Origin of the sequence: Paenibacillus kyungheensis, assembly GCF_028606985.1 — a bacterium.
Classification (GTDB): domain Bacteria; phylum Bacillota; class Bacilli; order Paenibacillales; family Paenibacillaceae; genus Saccharibacillus; species Saccharibacillus kyungheensis.
The window spans coordinates 2,299,365-2,315,057 of record NZ_CP117416.1; the positions used below are offsets into that span (position 1 = coordinate 2,299,365).

The window sequence follows — 15,693 nt, forward strand, 5'->3', positions numbered from 1 at the left end:
TAAAATAATTTTAGTACAAAATTTGTAACTCTGGGGGATTATTAATGAAAAAAGGTTTAAAGATTTTTGCTTGGATTGTTATTCCGTATATTATGATATTTTTCTACTGGAAAAGATTGAATAAACCAACACGTTATTTTGCTGTAACTTGGGCTGTACTAGCATTAATTATAGGTTCTACAGGCAATGAGACAGATACAAAAGAGCCAACAGTATCTACTCCTATCAATAACTTGAAATCAACAGAGGTGAAAACAGAGACAGCAGAAAAAGATACAGACAAAGAAGTAGCCACAGATAATGAAAAAGTAAAACCAACTCCTGTTATAACAGAAACTACTGAGCCCATGGAAGAAGTAGAAGCTGTTTCACAACCTATAGTTGTTGAAACAAATATTGAGGAATCTAAAAAAGAAGTTACTGATAAAAAAGTAGAAAAGCCAAAAAAAGCGGCAACCATTAAAAAAGAAGAGGTAGTGGTAGAAGAACCATCAGAGCCTGAAGTGGCGGATGCAGTTGAGGAAGAAGAAAGTCCTGTCACAGAAGTGTTTTATCAAAATTGTTCAGTTGCACGTGATGCTGGTGTAACTCCTCTTTACGAAGACGACCCAGGATATAGTACTAAGTTGGATAGAGATCGGGATGGAGTTGCTTGTGAATAGGATTTAATCATTTATTGATGGAAGTTAGAAATAGCTATAGAAAGTTATTGCTAACTTCCGTCAAATGATTATTTTATACTTTAAAATAAAGGAGATAACTTTAATGGAATTGTTTACGGGTTTATATTCAATAGTCGTTTGTTTTTTAATAATCGGTGTGATTTGGAAATTAGTATCAATTCCTTTATCAATTTTAGCATTAATATTTTCTGAGCAATTCACAAAAATTTATTTGTTTGTGATTAGTATGATTCCTCTTTATTTTATGGCTTCATGTACTATTTTAATTGGTTCTACTATAAAATCTGGACAACCTTCTTTAGGATTATTAATAATTGGAGGACTTACATTTGTTATTTATTCTTTTGCAGATATTGCTCAAAAAATAGGTGAAGCGCAAGACCCAAATACATATAATATTATTCATAATCAGTACTATGGACTTTTGGCCATGATTATTTTTTATATTTATTCTATTTTCAATCAAAATTTAGTTATGAATTTATGGAATCACAAATTAATAGATTTAATAAATTGGATTTATAATATTCCTATATTAGGATGGGTTATTTTAATAATAGCGATAATATATATGATTTACATACTTATTTTATTTATTAGTATAATGACAGTTATAGTGATGCCAAAACGCTAGAAAATTTTTTAGAATTTAAACTGGTAAATAAGAAAGAAGTATCCTTATTTATCGCTAAATAAAGATACTTCTTTCTTATTTAATCTGATTCAGACGATTCTTTTTTCTCTATTACCATCAGTTCGGATAGATCATCTATATCTAAAGCATCAGCAATTTTGATTAATGTTCTCAAATTAACTTGTTCACGGATGTTACGTGACATTTCAGAAATTGCAGCTTGACGCACTCCCGACATTTCCGCAAGCTTCATCTGTGTAAGACCGCGTTCAGTCATAACCTCGTTTAATTTCATTCGTATCGTTCTCATTATATGTAACCCTTCTTTCAGTAAAATTAATACCTATATACAAGCTTTAATTTGAGATTGACTTTATACTAAAATGCGTATATAGTATCTTTATACTAATAAGCGGATAAGAGTGTTTAATTATATTTATCTTCAACATATTCGATAACATCTTCAATTTTGCAATCTAGCTTCATACAGATTTGATTGATTATTTTCATAGCTACATATTCATTTTTCCACATTTTTGCTGAAGTAGAAGAGGATATAGATAATAACTCCATTAAATCCATTTTGCTCATATCTTTTTCAACTAGAGTCTTATGCAAGGGTTTAAAACTAATCATTGAATTTCCTCCAAGATCAATTAAAGTTAAAAATATTTGATAAATCAAATTAAAAATTCGATTTATCAAATATATATTAGCTTATCTCAAATCATTAGTTTGCTCAAGAAATAGTTTATGTCTTATATCAAATATAGGCTTAACTTTTAAGGAGAGATACATACAAACATGGAGAATAAACTTCGTCACAATCATATAAGGTCTGCTTTTCACCAGTTCATGTCTATACGAATGGATGAGATTGGACTAAGCCATTTATCTAGTCTGCAAGAATATCAATCATTAATGAAAGAATGCACACAACTTCTCGAACGCATTTCTAAACAAGTTCCTGCTGAAATACAAGAACTGTTCTCAACCTACGAAGAGAAAGTGACTTTAATTCAAGGATTAGCAGAGTCCACTATGTATGAGCAAGGATTAAAAGATGGAGTACAACTTCATTATATATTTGAAGATATAAAGTTATAAAATAATGTAGAATCGTAGCAAAAGACACTCTAGCCCATATAAATGCTAGAGTGTCTTTAATATAAAAAAGTTAAATGTCTATCAGCAGACTTTATGTCCTATTAGGTATTCAAAATAGGGATTTCTGCAAGTAGATTCTTCAAGTTAATTGCATCCCACGGTGTATGTTCGGTTATTCCTAAACCAACGACGTTTGTTTCTTCAGAGAGTTCTTTCAACAGGTGGAGCAATTGAGGGAATTGCATCGTGCCCGCAGGAGAAACAAGGTAAGGCTCGTAAGGCTTCGCAAATAATAGAGAACGAAACGCTTGAGGATCAAGCACATCCAGATCAATATGAATCGCTAAGTGTTTGATACCTCTTTCTTGAATCCACGTTCTAATTGCTTCTGTACTTTGTGCTAACTCTGCTGTTCCTGCTGTACGAATACCTAATCGTTCGATCATTTCAGTGTCGTATTCGTCTACACTGATACCTTGTGCTTCAAAGGCTTCAGCAATCAACTTGTTTTCCTCTTCTGTAGCAACAGCAAGCCCTGCAATAAATACATTCTCAGGTTTTAAAGGAACTTTGACATGGTTAGCAAATTCCTGATCTCCTTCGCCCAACAGGTTGCCAAGTGGGAGGGTATGCCCGTTATCGTATCCAGTATATCTGACAAGATCACTATGAGCATCGATCCAGATCAAGCCTAATTCACCATCGTATTTTTCATTTAAATAAGCAAAAGGGGCTTGTTCGACCAAGCAGTCTCCTCCAAACATAATGATACGATCAGGTTGATGCGCTTGGATAAGATGTTCAGCGGCTTCTAATTGTTGTATGAGTTGTGTTCGCCCATTCATCCCATCCTCATTTTGAAGTGGTGTACCATCATAAGGTTTAACAGGAACATGAATCAGAGGTTGATCATTGTCTGGAGCTAGCCATGCCAGTAGTTCAGCGCCGAAAGAGTAATTAGGATTATTTCCACCTTGCCATTGTGGCATTAAGAGACGTATTGTTTTGGTATTCATGTTGGATCTCCTTTACTTTTAAAGTAAGGTTAGTATAAACTGGACGCAAATATAAAAGTAGTACGCACTATTTGGATAGGTACTACCCGAAAGGATAGTGGTATACATGAGTATGGCTGAATATCATGGCAAAATTAAAAATATTCAAGATACCCCTTTTGGCTACACTTTGTCAGTCATCGGTGGGAAATGGAAGATGGTCATTATTTATCTTCTGTCTGAAAATCAAACGGTTCGCTTTAATGAGTTAAAAAGACAGATCGGTGCAATTACGTACAAAACGCTAAGTTCCCAATTAAAAGAATTGGAAGCAGATGGTATTGTAAAACGTGAAGAATATCCTCAAATTCCACCTAAAGTAGAGTATAGCCTTACAGTCAAAGGCACATCACTTTTGCCAGGCTTGGAAGAATTATGCGAGTGGGGAGTCAAGAATCAAACGATGTAGTATCAGGTTTTAATGTAAGTGGCTATATGGATGATATGCATGCAATTAAATTAAAGCAGTATTAATCCTAAAGATATTCTTTTAAATTTTAGGAATTATGAAGTTTATACTAATTATAAATGCTATAATTATGCATATAGCTACTCAAAGTAAAGGAGGATTCATGATGAGAAAATTTAATGAAGAAGAAGCAAATAGAGCGCTTGAAAATGCCAAAGCAAGTTTGGCAGTGGAGGGTATGTATCTCCCTGAGAATGAACAACAATTGATTAAAATGAAGCTGACAGGTCAGATTACAGAGTCACAATTCAAGAAAATGGCATTGGAGTTGGCAAAAGTTGTCTCGATATAATCATCAGCAATCATCTTATTGCTATCCAGGTACAGATATACTAAAAAACAAAGAAAATATTCGTGATGTCAATACATTAGAGCGTTATGAACGAATGATGAGTAGTTTGCGTAATGCTGAATTATATAAGTATCCAGTTGCTGGCCACTTTGATATCAAGCATATGCAGAATATTCATCATTATTTGTTTAGAGATATATATTCATTTGCTGGCAAATTTAGAACAGAGGATATCTCTAAAGATGGATTCGTTTTTGCACTTTCACAATATATTCCTGAACAAATCGAACAATTATTTCAACAATTGAAAGAAGAACAATATTTAATAGATAAATCAGTAGATTTTTTCGTTATTCGAGCTGCTCATTATATGGCTGAAATCAATGTTATTCATCCATTTAGAGAAGGAAATGGACGGATGCAACGAGAGTTTATTCGTTGTTTGGCTCGTTACAATGGTTATATATTGGACTGGAATCGTACTGATCCACAACAGTTACTACATGCATCTATTAGTTCCGTTATTGATATTAGTGAGCTTAGTAATCACATACATAATTGTCTGGAAAATAAAGAACATGATTTTACTATAGCTAACGAATATAAATCTCATATGTAGCAATAAACTTTAAATAAACATTCGACAGACTAATCACTAGTTTGTCGAATGTTTGTTTTTATATTCTACTACATTACCTTACACCCGCGTCACAACCTGATCCACCAACCCATAAGCAACCGCTTCCTCAGCCGTTAAAAAATAATCCCGATCAGAATCTTGCGCTACTTTTTCCAAAGGCTGACCGGTACGATCAGCAATAATTTCGTTCAATTTGGCTCGACTACGAAGCAAGCGATCGGCATACAGAATCACGTCGGAAGCCTGACCTTTGGCGCCACCGAGTGGTTGATGAATCATAATTTCACTATTGGGCAAAGCCATCCGTTTACCGATCGTGCCACCGACTAACAAAATCGCCCCAAAGCTTGCCGCCATCCCTGTACAGATTGTTGATACATCAGGCTTAATAAATTGCATCGTATCATAGATCGCAAACCCAGCAGACACCGAACCACCGGGACAATTAATATACATTTGGATATCTTTTTGCTCATCTTCGGCAGCCAGGTGAAGCAGTTGGGCGACAATCACATTTGCCATCTGATCTTCCACTTCACCGGAGACCATAATAATACGATCTTTCAATAATCTAGAATAAATATCGTAACTGCGCTCTCCGCGATCCGTCTGTTCCACGACATAAGGGATTGTTGTCATATCAAGCACTCCTTGTTAAGCAGCCTTACCTATCTGTGAGGAGGATAACTGATAAGACTTCTTGTGATATAGCGCAAAGGAATGCACAGCGTTAGAGCCGACAGGTATGAAGCTGTAACTAGAATGCTCCGTCTGAGAAGGTAACAAGTTAATTGCAACAGCATGAACATCTTGCGTCGCTTTGTTCATTCGCATCAAAGTTAACTGCACGATTTGATCTGCATCACCTGTATAGAGAGCATGCACATAATGATGCAAGACCATTAATATCTCTGCATCTTCAGCTAACTGAATAGATTCATCGTTACAATCACTGTTTTTGGCAAGTATTGTCCTTGCTCGATAGAGAGCAGCTTTTACCGCTCCTTCGGTCGTCTCTAACCGCTGTGCTGTCTCTGCCGCTGAATAGCCAAATAAATCACGCAACATAAATACCGCTTGTTGCCAGGGGGATAGTAGATCCATTAATTGCTGTACAGCCAGTTCAATATCTTGTGGACATTGTTGTGCTGGCGAATCGTTCAAGAGTAATGGATACTGTTCGATATAATTATTGAAATAATGTCTTCTGCGCATTGTATCAATCCAAGTATTGCGAGCTGTTCGAATCGTATATGCTTCTTGCTCTGAAATAGGTAAGCCTTTTTGCCGGGCAGATAGTATTTTGAGAAAAGTATCTTGCATAAGATCTTCGGCATCTGCAACATGTCCAGTCAATGACAGACAGTACTTATATAAAGACAGCATTTGTTCTTTACTATACTCATTGATTGGGTTGATAGGCTTTGCCGGACAGTCTATCTGTGGTTGAATGTGTAAAAGTGTCATGAGTGGGGCGCCCCCTTTATGATCGGAAATCATTTTGCTACAACGTTGTATATCTTGTAAACGAATAAGGTGATTCAAAAGATACGCAAACCGTCTAACCATAATAAAGAATACGAATGAATTTGAATAAGATCATACAAGAACTTGGTATTTTTTTAAAGGTTACCTCTAACGATTTATACTAAACCTATGCTAGTATAGTATGTAATACATAAGTGCGAAATGGGCGGCTATCGAGCGAATAGGAGTGAAAGTAGATGACACCAAGGAAGATACATATTATTGGCGCCCATGCAAGCGGAAAAACCCATCTGGCACGTCGATTGTCTCGCAGATTGGGTATTCCTCATTATGCACTGGAAAATCTAGTGTGGAACGGTACGGGAGAAAAGAAACGTAGAAATATACCTGCCCTGCGAGAGCAATTGTTGTTAGATATCGTCTCGCAAGACTCGTGGATTGTTGAGGGGCAGGATTATGAATGGTTAACGTTTAGCTTTGCTATGGCAGAGCAGATTATTTTTTTGACCCCGTCTCCATTAGTGCGAGATGGGCGAATGATTTTGCGTTTTATGCGTCAGAAAATAGGAACCGAAGTCGATCACGATCGCTTTTCATTTGGCACATTAATGAACATGATCGAATGGAATCACCATTTTGAACGACATACGAAAAAAAATATTATCGAAGCGTTAGAGCCTTATAAGCACAAATTGATTATTACCAAATATGTTCAATAAATGTAGCTATTAAATGTAGACATCATTTTTGTGCTTCTTTAATAGACATGTGATTATTCATACTTTTTCAAAACGATAACCGCATTATGACCGCCAAAGCCGAACGAGTTGGATAATCCAATCTGAAGATCGGCTTTTCGTGCGACATCTGGTACATAATCCAGATCACAGTCATCATCGGGCTGTTGCAAATTGATAGTAGGCGGAATGATGCCTTCACGTAACATTTGAACCAGTGCGATTGCTTCTGCACCACCAGCCGCGCCAAGCATATGCCCTAACATCGATTTATTAGCAGTAACAGGAATCTGATAAGCCTGTTCGCCGAACAATTGTTTAATCGCATAAGTCTCTGAACGATCTCCTACGCCTGTACTCGTGGCATGTGCACTGATAACATCGACTTGTTCAGGAGTAATGCCTGCATTTCGCAAAGCTGATTTCATCGCTTGATGAGCACCACGACCTTCTGGATGTGTTGCTACCATATGGTAAGCGTCTGAACTTGCTCCGTAACCAATCACCTCAGCATAAATAGTCGCTTGTCTCGCTGAAGCATGAGATAGCGATTCCAGTATGACAATCCCTGCTCCTTCTGCCATCACAAATCCATCCCGTGATTGATCGAAAGGACGACTTGCGGCGGTTGGATCATCATTGCGTGTAGACAATGCTGTCGCGTTCCCGAAGCTAGCCAACGCTACCTCATTGATCGCGGCTTCTGCTCCTCCTGCAATAATCACATCTGCATCTCCATAAGCTATCATCCGCATCGCTTCACCGATGGCTGTATTGCCAATCGAACAGGCAGTGACAGGGGAGAGTGTAGGACCCCATGTACCTAGACGGATACTGATCATCGCTGCTGCGCTATTGGCAATCATCATCGGTACAAGTGTAGGACTTACTCGTTCAGGGCCACGTTCTATTAAGATATGATCTTGATCAAGTAGTGATTGGATACCTCCTGTACCCGAACCAACATAGACGCCTATGCGTTCTCGATCACTTTCTTCCAGATTCAATCCTGAATGAGAGACTGCTTGTTCAGCCGCTGCGATAGCAAATTGAACAAAACGATCCATTCGTCTAACTTCTTTACGTCCAAATAAAGCATTACCATCAAAATCACGCACAATTCCAGCAATTTTGGCTTTTTGTCGTGATGTATCAAAAGCATCAATCGCACCAATTCCCGATTGTCCGTTAACTAAATTTCCCCAAAATGTATCTACATCATTTCCCAAAGGAGAAACAATCCCCATCCCTGTAATCACAACTCGTTCCATTCCTTTTATCCTCCTAAGCGTTTGGCACTATCCATCTATTAGTATTTGATGCGCTAAATATCGTCTTATTACATCCTTATTCTGTCATGTAAAATATCCTATTACAAGTTACCGTTTATCCTAGTATAATAAGTAACAGGTTATCGTATATTTTTTAAAATAATTATTTAAATAGAAAATAATAGAATACCAATATGTACAAAAAAGCGAGTATTAAAATCAGCTTCGCTCTAAGGAGGTTATCAAGTGAATCAACAACATCGTTTACAAGCATTATCTTCTTTTCTCAAAGCACAACGTGCAAAGATTCTACCTCAACAAGTAGGATTGATCGTAGGGATTCGGCGACGTACGCCAGGATTGCGAAGAGAAGAAGTGGCTCAATTAGCAGGAGTAAGTACAACATGGTACACATGGTTAGAACAGGGTAGAGATATTCAAGTCTCGGCTTCTGTACTCGAAAATATAGCATCAGCTTTATTGTTAACAGCCGATGAACGTAAATATTTATTTTCTTTAGCATTGGATAAAAGTCCAACAGTACTACCTTTATCTGAAGAACTGCCAGCGATTACGCCGGCTTTGTACAAAATTCTACAACAACTTCAATACTGTCCTACTATTATTTCAGATCGTCATTGCCATATTGTCGGCTGGAACGATGCGGCTAAGCATGTATTTCTTGATTTTGAAAGTATTCCTGAACCCGGGCGCAATATGATTGGTTTATTATTTTCGCGGAAAGAGTTTCGCCGTTTGGCGGTCAATTGGGATGATTTTGTAGGTGGATTTTTGGCGATTTTTCGTGCGTATTATGGGCAATATGTAGATGATGAGTGGTATGAGCAGTTTATCGCAGAGATGAGTGAGTTATATCCTGACTTTTATCATTTGTGGGAACAGAGCAAAGTCAGTTCTGCACCGGAAGTAGTGATTGAATTTAGACATGCTAAAGCAGGCAAAATGCTATTCGATCTCACTTCATTGCAAGTACAAGGCAACACCGATTTGCGCTGTAGTATTTATACTCCGTTAGAAGATTCGGCGACAGAAGTGAAGCTAAGAACATTGATGGAACGCAGTAAAGAAATTTTATCAGAACCGTAAACAACTTTTGTAATTTTCTGATCGCTATACTATAATTTCCATATATTCTATAAATGGTTGGCTAGATCGCAAGAGATGAAAGAGGTGCTATATTGCTAGAATATTTACCGTTAATTTGCTCGTCCTTAATCGTTATATTGTTGATTTTTCGTTCAGTATATCATCGTTTTCAGAAGTATAATCGTGAAAATACAGGCTTATCGCTAATGAGTATTATTGTACTGATCCCTTTTCTGACAATCGATAGACTTGCACCGTGGGAAAAAGATACGGCTTATATTTTAATTATTATCAGTGCATGTTTGTTTGTACGCTTTTTGAATTATTGGGTGGTACAACGCAAATGGAGTAAATAAAAGAAATTTTGCATAACATGATCATATGATTTTGGATACATTTTAAATATAGGATGGGGAGGTCAGTACTATGAATTCATCGCAATCACCAGAACATGAACGTGATGTGGCGTATGCTTCTTTACAAAAAAGGCTGTCCGAATGTAGTGAACAAGATGCGTTACAATTGATGCGTAGTTTTGATCGTCAGATTACTTTTTGGAATCAGGAAAAGTCAAAAAAAGAAGAGTTTCGTTCTTTTTGGAAAACGCCTTATCCTTATGTAGGCATTGGCGTAGGTATTGTAGTACCAGTGACAGGATTTGTATTACTTATGTTACTGCCTTAATGATGGACATGATTGCGATATAGAAAGGAAGGGTCAAGATGAGTTCTATGCCAAAGGCATTTCAAGGTGATTATATTCAATCGTTGCTAGCCGATAAGCAGATGTCTGCATTAGAGCCTTATTTGCAAGCATATTATCATCCTGTGATTCACTTGGAACGCGGACAACAGGGAAGTCAGCAAGTGGGTGTTTCGCGAATAGGTGGTTACCCTGATCTACCTGAACATATCAAGTGGCCGCTTACGCAAAATGGTGAATATATGACTTCAGTAGCTCAATTAAATCTAACTCAAATAGCAAACGAAGTTGGTGCCGATCGATTACCTGATTTTTTTCCGCGTCAGGGATTACTTTGCTTTTTTGTTGGCTTAGATGAACCTGCTTATCAAATTGAGCATCAGATCCTCTATATTCCTGAACAAGAGATGACATCTATAGCCTATCGGGAACCAGAAGAGACTACTATTTTGGAAGAGGATGCTGAACAGCCATTTGTACCGTATGAAGTACATGCTCAAGGTAATATTGAATTTCCTCCTTACAGTTATGTGGACTATGATCAGTTAGTGAATCATGATATAGCGGATGAGAAATATCTGGAATGGAAAGAACAATTCAACGCTGATCCTGATGAAATGATTGGCAAAATGTTCGGTTATCCAGTATCCCAACATGGAGACGATTATATTGAAGCCGCTACAGCGATCCTTACCGGTAAGCATACATATGATACAGATAAACGGCGTAACTGGTTAGTCGAGCAGTGTGCAGGCAATGAGCAACAAGCAGATCAGGAGATTGAAGAGATGCTGATGCTGTTGGAAATAGAGAGTGATGATGATATCGGGTATATGTGGTGGGATGCAGGAGTTATTCATTTTTTTATCCGCAAAGAAGATCTGATACAGTTAAACTTTGACCGAACGTATTGTTCCCTCTATTCAAGTTAAAATAGAACATTCGCTATACAGTCTACTTGAGCATAGATATAGATCGCTGAACAATAAATAAATAATAGAAAATGTATTACATGTTTAATAGACCTAACTCAACACGAGACTCAAATAGACTATGCTGTTCCTTATCATCTTACAGGAACAGCATAGTCTATATTTGTGTGATGCCAGTTATTAATCTAATTGATTATGCGTTTGTTTATTTTTGATCGGATAAGGAGACTGTACAGTGATCGCTTGAAAGACATGTAGTTTTCCATTTTCTACCTGTCGCATACGTGGGCCTTTGAATCCACGTTTGACCAATTGCTTACGCATGTACAACATTAATGCCCAGTGACTCACTACCAGAATATGCTCTTCTTCCGAAGATAAAATAACATCTAATGCTCGATTAATGCGTGCTTCTACTTCCCGAATCATGCGGCGATATCTTCGACTAAGCAATGGAGCCATTTTGAAAAGAACGCCCCAGCCGATAAAAGGAATACGTATATTCGTATTAAAACTTGGAGGTGTAAGTTCACGTAACTCGGGCATCACTGTAATCTCGCCATCATAAATCGAACGTGCTGTTTTGATCGCACGCGGTAGATCGCTTGCAAAACATTTCTCCCAATTGAATCCACGTAGATCTGTTGTACCATCGTGGATATCAGCGATATCATACTCTTCTAGCCAGGCGATCAGTTCACTCACTGTAACAAATTGGCGAAGAGGAAACTCTTTATTTACTTTAAAATGGCGGACAAGTCCGATTGTCTTCGTCATGAGTCTTGTATAATTCCTCCACAATAGTATGGTCGTACTGTTCCTGTACAAAAAATAAGTAGATAATTTAAGTTTAACATAGTCGTGCAATGAAGGGACACTATTCGCTATTTATTTTAAAATAAAAGTATACTACTGTAAGGCAACGTTTTGAAACCTGACACGTAATCGTGTATATTTAGTCGTAAGCTTATAATCTAAGATGAATTTCGGTAAAAGAAAGGAAGAATATAATGAGTCAATGGGAATATCGTACAGTCAAATTACACGCTGGAGGCTTTCTAGGTGGCAAAGTAGATGATGTAGAACTACAAGAGCAATTAAACGCCTATGGATTTGATGGATGGGAGCTTGTATCGACATTTGATACCAGTCTTGCACAGGGTGGTTCACGAGAAATCATTTTAATTTTTAAACGAAGCGCTTTGCTCGATTAATGTTGTTGTTAGAGCTATATCTAAAGTACATACTGGTCTAGCCCTTTTTGATAAATGATGATCTTTACCTTTAATATCGGTTCATACTTGTTATATTTTAGGTGATATTATCTTTGCGAAATTAGGTATACGGAATAAGGAACGGTATACTTTAACATAGAACGATGATCATGAGCACAAAGAAAGCCTCATGGAACAGGAGGAAACAACAATGATCGGAACATGGTTAGAAGAAATCAAATCCATATTACGACCAGAATTGAACAGTCTTGAAGAATCATTAAAAGCTTCGGCTGGAGATGAAGAAATAGAGCAGGCTGAACATACTATAGGTGTCTCTTTCCCGGATGATCTTAAAGAACTGTATCATATACACAATGGGGAGTCTCGTAGTGGTCCGGGATTCTTTTTTGGTTTGCAATTTTTGAGTCTGGAAGAAATGATTAGCGAGTGGAAAATATGGTCTGAGCTAGAGCCTGAGTATCAGACGATGGGAGATCATTATTCGATTCCATCCGGTTGGATCAAAGAGCAGTATATTAACCGCAACTGGATTCCGTTTTGCCATGATGGCGGAGGGAATCATCTAGGGATCGATTTGGCTCCAGCAGAACATGGAGTAGTCGGACAGGTGATTAACTTTGGACGTGATGAAGAAATGAAGTATGTGATTGCCCGTAGTCTGGGTGAATTTATTCATTTTATGCGCGATACGGTGCGTCATGGAAATTACACTGTCGAAGAAGATGATGGATTCAAGTATTGGATGTACGGTCGCAACGAACAATCACGTATGCTCAAAGATGCACAGGCATATGCTTTAGCCGATCTACCCAAAACCAATACACCTTCTGATGAGCCTGAGATGCCGTTACAAGAATGGTTCCAACAATTAGATCAAGACTGGCAAGAGCGTATTATCAACAAATCAAATACGGTCGAAGAGTTTATCCATGCTCATCAAATCTTTTTGATTCGTGAACAGCTTACAGATATTACACCACTTGAACGTTGTCATGAAGTACGTGAATTAATTTTAAGTGTAAATGAGATTCAAGATATTCGACCGCTTGCAAATTGTCGAGAACTCAAAAAATTATATCTTGTTCGCAATCCGATTCGTGATCTTACGCCATTACGTGGATTGCCTTATTTGCAAATTGTTAATTTAGAAGGGACGTTGATTGAAGATTTAGATCCTTTAGCCACGTTACCGCATCTATGTAATCTGGATTGTACCGATACACGTATTCAAGATTATGCGCCTTTGGCGAAGATGCAACAGTTAACGACTCTGGCTCTTTCTTCACCTTCCCGGGAAGCTATAGAAGCTTTATCTTCTATTTCAGGACTACGGGAATTGAAAGTTTGTTCGCCTGGTGCATGGACAGCGGAAGATTGGCAACAGATCAGTCAGTCTTTATCTTTGCGCAAACTGCATATTGAAGATGCTTATTTTGCCGATATGAGTTGTCTACAAGCATGTGAACAGTTAGAAATGTTAACGATTCATGATACTCGTATTTCCGATATTTCAGCGATTGCCGATCTACCTAATCTGAAGCAATTGGAATTGAATAGTGGCTGTCAAATTAGCAATATTGAAACGATCTCCAAATCGGTGTCTTTAGAGCAATTTAGCGGGTCATTTGCTCAATTTCAATTACTCAAAAACTCTTTCGCTCAATATGTAAAATTCCACAAAATTGTAGGCGAAATGACAGATGAAGAAGAAGAAATCTGGCACAGTCATATACGTTAATACGATACTTTACTTATATCTAATCAGTCCCAAAGACTCTGTATAGCTCAAAAGCGACAGAGTCTTTTTTTGTTTTTTTATTATTTTTTACCTAAAATGATAAAAATGTAGTTGACTATCAATTTTCTAATTAGGTATAATTTACTAATAAATAACATATATTTGAAAAAGGAGTGGTATTTTGAAAACAAAAGTAATAGGTATTACGGCGTTGCTTGTGACATTAGGCATAAGTTGGGGTGGTATCCATACTCAGGCGCAGACTTTAACAGTACATAAAGAATTGGGTAACCCTACCCCTTTGGTTCAGTCTGTTGCGCCAAACAAGGAATTGACCAGCTCTAAAGATTATTTTGCTACAAAGAAAAAGGAATTGCCTCAGTCTATTACTTTGCCATCTTCTACTATTCAGCGGAGTACAATAGCAGCAGATACGTATGGAACAAACACAACACCTGATCAAGCATTATTGATTCAGACAGGACAAGCGTATCAAGGTTATATCGCTACAGAAGGGGAGAGTCGTTGGTTTTATACACAAGTGACGAGTCCTGCCAAATTAACTTCTTTTTTAAGTGTAGTCAATTCTGCCGCTATTGATTATGATCTTTCACTGTATTACTTAAATGAAGACACATCCCAGGTTCAACAAGTAGCTTTTTCTACCAAAGGGCCCACTCAATATGAACAGCTTAGTCATATTGCCAAAGCAGGCTATTATTTTATTAGAGTAAGTTCTTATCAAGGGGCAGATACAACTAATCCATTTACAGTATTTGCTGTAACATCGGATACGTATGATGCTAATGAACCTGATGATAATCCATGGTTAGCCAAAGATCGCGGAGCTGCTCCTTTTGTCAGTACACAGAATATTGATAACAGCTTTGATGAAGATTGGACAAAAGTCACTTTGACAGCTCAGTCTAAGATGAATTTGCGTTTAGACAACACATCGACGTATGGAACATATCAGTTACAGCTATTTAATGCTAATCTAGTGAGTCAAGGAACACTTGCCCAGAATACCAATGGTCAAGTTACATTACCTGCGGGCACTTATTATATTCAAGTATTAGCACCTTCGACATTCGATCTCACTAAACCATACAAATTATCTGTTAATTATCAGACAGCAGATGTCTCAAGAGTGACTGTTAGTGATATCACTACAGATGGTGGTCTCTATGGATTTATTGATTATGGACAAGGTAAAAAGTGGCGTGTGAAAAGCAATATTGTGATTACCGGTCGTGCATTTGATGCAACAGGTACTCCTGTAGGGAATGCCATAGTAACTACCAATATCACGACTATTTTAAATGGCAAAGTGATTTCTGGAACAGCTACTACGGATGGGTATGGTAATTTTACAATGCCTGTTTATATTAATAACCCGGGTGTAGGACAATATACATTCCAATCATCTCGGTACAGACATTACTATGATGTAGTCAGAATCCAATTTTTCAACAATGGAAAACAACTTAATTCAGACATCAGCACGTTGTACCATTTTGCTTATGAGATTTATACAGGTTGACATAACAAGGCAAAATGATAGGATATTGCGTAACAAATGACATAATCGTTTTCAGAA

21 protein-coding genes are annotated in these 15,693 nt (G+C 37.5%); 14 read left to right on the plus strand and 7 right to left on the minus strand.

The window, feature by feature from the left end:
- The first annotated feature begins 44 nt into the window (after positions 1–44).
- Positions 45–662, plus strand: a complete 618-nt coding sequence (locus PQ456_RS10160) for an excalibur calcium-binding domain-containing protein (RefSeq protein ID WP_273616012.1) — start codon at positions 45–47, stop codon at positions 660–662.
- Between the two features lie 103 nt (positions 663–765).
- Entirely contained in the window at positions 766–1,317 is a 552-nt protein-coding gene (locus PQ456_RS10165; RefSeq protein ID WP_273616013.1) for a hypothetical protein, read from the plus strand.
- A 79-nt stretch (positions 1,318–1,396) separates the two neighbouring features.
- Here PQ456_RS10165 and PQ456_RS10170 read toward each other — a convergent pair whose 3' ends face one another.
- Complete coding sequence (locus tag PQ456_RS10170; protein ID WP_273616014.1) at positions 1,397–1,612, minus strand: helix-turn-helix domain-containing protein; 216 nt, start codon at positions 1,610–1,612, stop codon at positions 1,397–1,399.
- Positions 1,613–1,743: 131 nt separating this feature from the next.
- Complete coding sequence (locus PQ456_RS10175) at positions 1,744–1,953, minus strand: helix-turn-helix domain-containing protein (RefSeq protein WP_273616015.1); 210 nt, start codon at positions 1,951–1,953, stop codon at positions 1,744–1,746.
- A 168-nt stretch (positions 1,954–2,121) separates the two neighbouring features.
- Here PQ456_RS10175 and PQ456_RS10180 point away from each other — a divergent pair, with 168 nt between their 5' ends.
- Entirely contained in the window at positions 2,122–2,424 is a 303-nt protein-coding gene (locus PQ456_RS10180) for a hypothetical protein (RefSeq protein WP_273616016.1), read from the plus strand.
- A gap of 101 nt (positions 2,425–2,525) precedes the next feature.
- On the opposite strand, the gene PQ456_RS10185 is transcribed toward PQ456_RS10180, so the two are convergent.
- Positions 2,526–3,440, minus strand: coding sequence for an arginase family protein (locus tag PQ456_RS10185; RefSeq protein WP_273616017.1), 915 nt, complete (start codon positions 3,438–3,440; stop codon positions 2,526–2,528).
- Between the two features lie 106 nt (positions 3,441–3,546).
- Between PQ456_RS10185 and PQ456_RS10190 the strand changes: the two genes are divergently transcribed.
- From PQ456_RS10190 to PQ456_RS10200, 3 genes are all read left to right on the plus strand, one after another.
- Positions 3,547–3,888, plus strand: a complete 342-nt coding sequence (locus tag PQ456_RS10190) for a winged helix-turn-helix transcriptional regulator (protein ID WP_273616018.1) — start codon at positions 3,547–3,549, stop codon at positions 3,886–3,888.
- 166 nt (positions 3,889–4,054) lie between these two features.
- The gene (locus PQ456_RS10195; RefSeq protein ID WP_273616019.1) at positions 4,055–4,240 is read left to right on the plus strand and encodes a hypothetical protein; all 186 of its coding nucleotides are present in this window, start codon (positions 4,055–4,057) and stop codon (positions 4,238–4,240) included.
- Positions 4,227–4,859, plus strand: a complete 633-nt coding sequence (locus PQ456_RS10200; RefSeq protein ID WP_273616020.1) for a Fic/DOC family protein — start codon at positions 4,227–4,229, stop codon at positions 4,857–4,859. Before PQ456_RS10195 ends, PQ456_RS10200 begins: the two co-directional genes overlap by 14 nt.
- Before the next feature lie 78 nt (positions 4,860–4,937).
- On the opposite strand, the gene clpP is transcribed toward PQ456_RS10200, so the two are convergent.
- Positions 4,938–5,519, minus strand: coding sequence for an ATP-dependent Clp endopeptidase proteolytic subunit ClpP (gene clpP / locus PQ456_RS10205; RefSeq protein WP_273616021.1), 582 nt, complete (start codon positions 5,517–5,519; stop codon positions 4,938–4,940).
- A 15-nt stretch (positions 5,520–5,534) separates the two neighbouring features.
- Complete coding sequence (locus PQ456_RS10210) at positions 5,535–6,347, minus strand: RNA polymerase sigma factor (protein WP_273616022.1); 813 nt, start codon at positions 6,345–6,347, stop codon at positions 5,535–5,537.
- Between the two features lie 257 nt (positions 6,348–6,604).
- Between PQ456_RS10210 and PQ456_RS10215 the strand changes: the two genes are divergently transcribed.
- The gene (locus PQ456_RS10215) at positions 6,605–7,087 is read left to right on the plus strand and encodes a P-loop NTPase family protein (protein WP_273616023.1); all 483 of its coding nucleotides are present in this window, start codon (positions 6,605–6,607) and stop codon (positions 7,085–7,087) included.
- Positions 7,088–7,140: 53 nt separating this feature from the next.
- On the opposite strand, the gene fabF is transcribed toward PQ456_RS10215, so the two are convergent.
- A complete protein-coding gene (fabF, locus tag PQ456_RS10220) occupies positions 7,141–8,376 on the minus strand; it encodes a beta-ketoacyl-ACP synthase II (protein WP_273616024.1) in 1,236 nt (411 codons plus the stop codon).
- 246 nt (positions 8,377–8,622) lie between these two features.
- Between fabF and PQ456_RS10225 the strand changes: the two genes are divergently transcribed.
- The 4 genes from PQ456_RS10225 to PQ456_RS10240 all read left to right on the plus strand — a co-directional run bounded on the left by PQ456_RS10225 (position 8,623) and on the right by PQ456_RS10240 (position 11,117).
- Entirely contained in the window at positions 8,623–9,483 is an 861-nt protein-coding gene (locus PQ456_RS10225) for a helix-turn-helix transcriptional regulator (protein ID WP_273616025.1), read from the plus strand.
- A gap of 92 nt (positions 9,484–9,575) precedes the next feature.
- Positions 9,576–9,839, plus strand: a complete 264-nt coding sequence (locus tag PQ456_RS10230; RefSeq protein ID WP_273616026.1) for a hypothetical protein — start codon at positions 9,576–9,578, stop codon at positions 9,837–9,839.
- Positions 9,840–9,909: 70 nt separating this feature from the next.
- Positions 9,910–10,167 carry a hypothetical protein gene (locus PQ456_RS10235; RefSeq protein WP_273616027.1) on the plus strand — a complete coding sequence of 86 codons (258 nt, stop codon included), beginning with the start codon at positions 9,910–9,912 and terminating at the stop codon, positions 10,165–10,167.
- 38 nt (positions 10,168–10,205) lie between these two features.
- Entirely contained in the window at positions 10,206–11,117 is a 912-nt protein-coding gene (locus tag PQ456_RS10240) for a YwqG family protein (protein ID WP_273616028.1), read from the plus strand.
- Positions 11,118–11,297: 180 nt separating this feature from the next.
- On the opposite strand, the gene PQ456_RS10245 is transcribed toward PQ456_RS10240, so the two are convergent.
- Complete coding sequence (locus PQ456_RS10245; protein ID WP_273616029.1) at positions 11,298–11,894, minus strand: histidine phosphatase family protein; 597 nt, start codon at positions 11,892–11,894, stop codon at positions 11,298–11,300.
- 233 nt (positions 11,895–12,127) lie between these two features.
- Between PQ456_RS10245 and PQ456_RS10250 the strand changes: the two genes are divergently transcribed.
- From PQ456_RS10250 to PQ456_RS10260, 3 genes are all read left to right on the plus strand, one after another.
- The gene (locus tag PQ456_RS10250) at positions 12,128–12,331 is read left to right on the plus strand and encodes a DUF4177 domain-containing protein (RefSeq protein ID WP_273616030.1); all 204 of its coding nucleotides are present in this window, start codon (positions 12,128–12,130) and stop codon (positions 12,329–12,331) included.
- 211 nt (positions 12,332–12,542) lie between these two features.
- Positions 12,543–14,093: an SMI1/KNR4 family protein gene (locus PQ456_RS10255; protein ID WP_273616031.1), complete on the plus strand. Its 1,551-nt coding sequence runs from the start codon at positions 12,543–12,545 to the stop codon at positions 14,091–14,093.
- Positions 14,094–14,274: 181 nt separating this feature from the next.
- Positions 14,275–15,636 (plus strand): carboxypeptidase regulatory-like domain-containing protein, encoded by a 1,362-nt coding sequence (locus tag PQ456_RS10260; RefSeq protein WP_273616032.1) that lies wholly within the window; start codon positions 14,275–14,277, stop codon positions 15,634–15,636.
- Positions 15,637–15,693: the final 57 nt, after the last annotated feature.

Bases quoted from the DNA above. Each gene is read 5' to 3' on its own strand.
- PQ456_RS10215 (WP_273616023.1), top strand. From the start codon at position 6,605: ATGACACCAAGGAAGATACATATTATTGGCGCCCATGCAAGCGGAAAA.
- PQ456_RS10190 (WP_273616018.1), top strand. From the start codon at position 3,547: ATGAGTATGGCTGAATATCATGGCAAAATTAAAAATATTCAAGATACC.
- PQ456_RS10245 (WP_273616029.1), bottom strand. From the start codon at position 11,894: ATGACGAAGACAATCGGACTTGTCCGCCATTTTAAAGTAAATAAAGAG.
- PQ456_RS10255 (WP_273616031.1), top strand. From the start codon at position 12,543: ATGATCGGAACATGGTTAGAAGAAATCAAATCCATATTACGACCAGAA.
- PQ456_RS10235 (WP_273616027.1), top strand. From the start codon at position 9,910: ATGAATTCATCGCAATCACCAGAACATGAACGTGATGTGGCGTATGCT.
- clpP (WP_273616021.1), bottom strand. From the start codon at position 5,519: ATGACAACAATCCCTTATGTCGTGGAACAGACGGATCGCGGAGAGCGC.
- PQ456_RS10170 (WP_273616014.1), bottom strand. From the start codon at position 1,612: ATGAAATTAAACGAGGTTATGACTGAACGCGGTCTTACACAGATGAAG.
- PQ456_RS10175 (WP_273616015.1), bottom strand. From the start codon at position 1,953: ATGATTAGTTTTAAACCCTTGCATAAGACTCTAGTTGAAAAAGATATG.
- PQ456_RS10210 (WP_273616022.1), bottom strand. From the start codon at position 6,347: ATGACACTTTTACACATTCAACCACAGATAGACTGTCCGGCAAAGCCT.
- fabF (WP_273616024.1), bottom strand. From the start codon at position 8,376: ATGGAACGAGTTGTGATTACAGGGATGGGGATTGTTTCTCCTTTGGGA.
- PQ456_RS10165 (WP_273616013.1), top strand. From the start codon at position 766: ATGGAATTGTTTACGGGTTTATATTCAATAGTCGTTTGTTTTTTAATA.
- PQ456_RS10180 (WP_273616016.1), top strand. From the start codon at position 2,122: ATGGAGAATAAACTTCGTCACAATCATATAAGGTCTGCTTTTCACCAG.
- PQ456_RS10250 (WP_273616030.1), top strand. From the start codon at position 12,128: ATGAGTCAATGGGAATATCGTACAGTCAAATTACACGCTGGAGGCTTT.
- PQ456_RS10160 (WP_273616012.1), top strand. From the start codon at position 45: ATGAAAAAAGGTTTAAAGATTTTTGCTTGGATTGTTATTCCGTATATT.
- PQ456_RS10185 (WP_273616017.1), bottom strand. From the start codon at position 3,440: ATGAATACCAAAACAATACGTCTCTTAATGCCACAATGGCAAGGTGGA.
- PQ456_RS10195 (WP_273616019.1), top strand. From the start codon at position 4,055: ATGAGAAAATTTAATGAAGAAGAAGCAAATAGAGCGCTTGAAAATGCC.
- PQ456_RS10240 (WP_273616028.1), top strand. From the start codon at position 10,206: ATGAGTTCTATGCCAAAGGCATTTCAAGGTGATTATATTCAATCGTTG.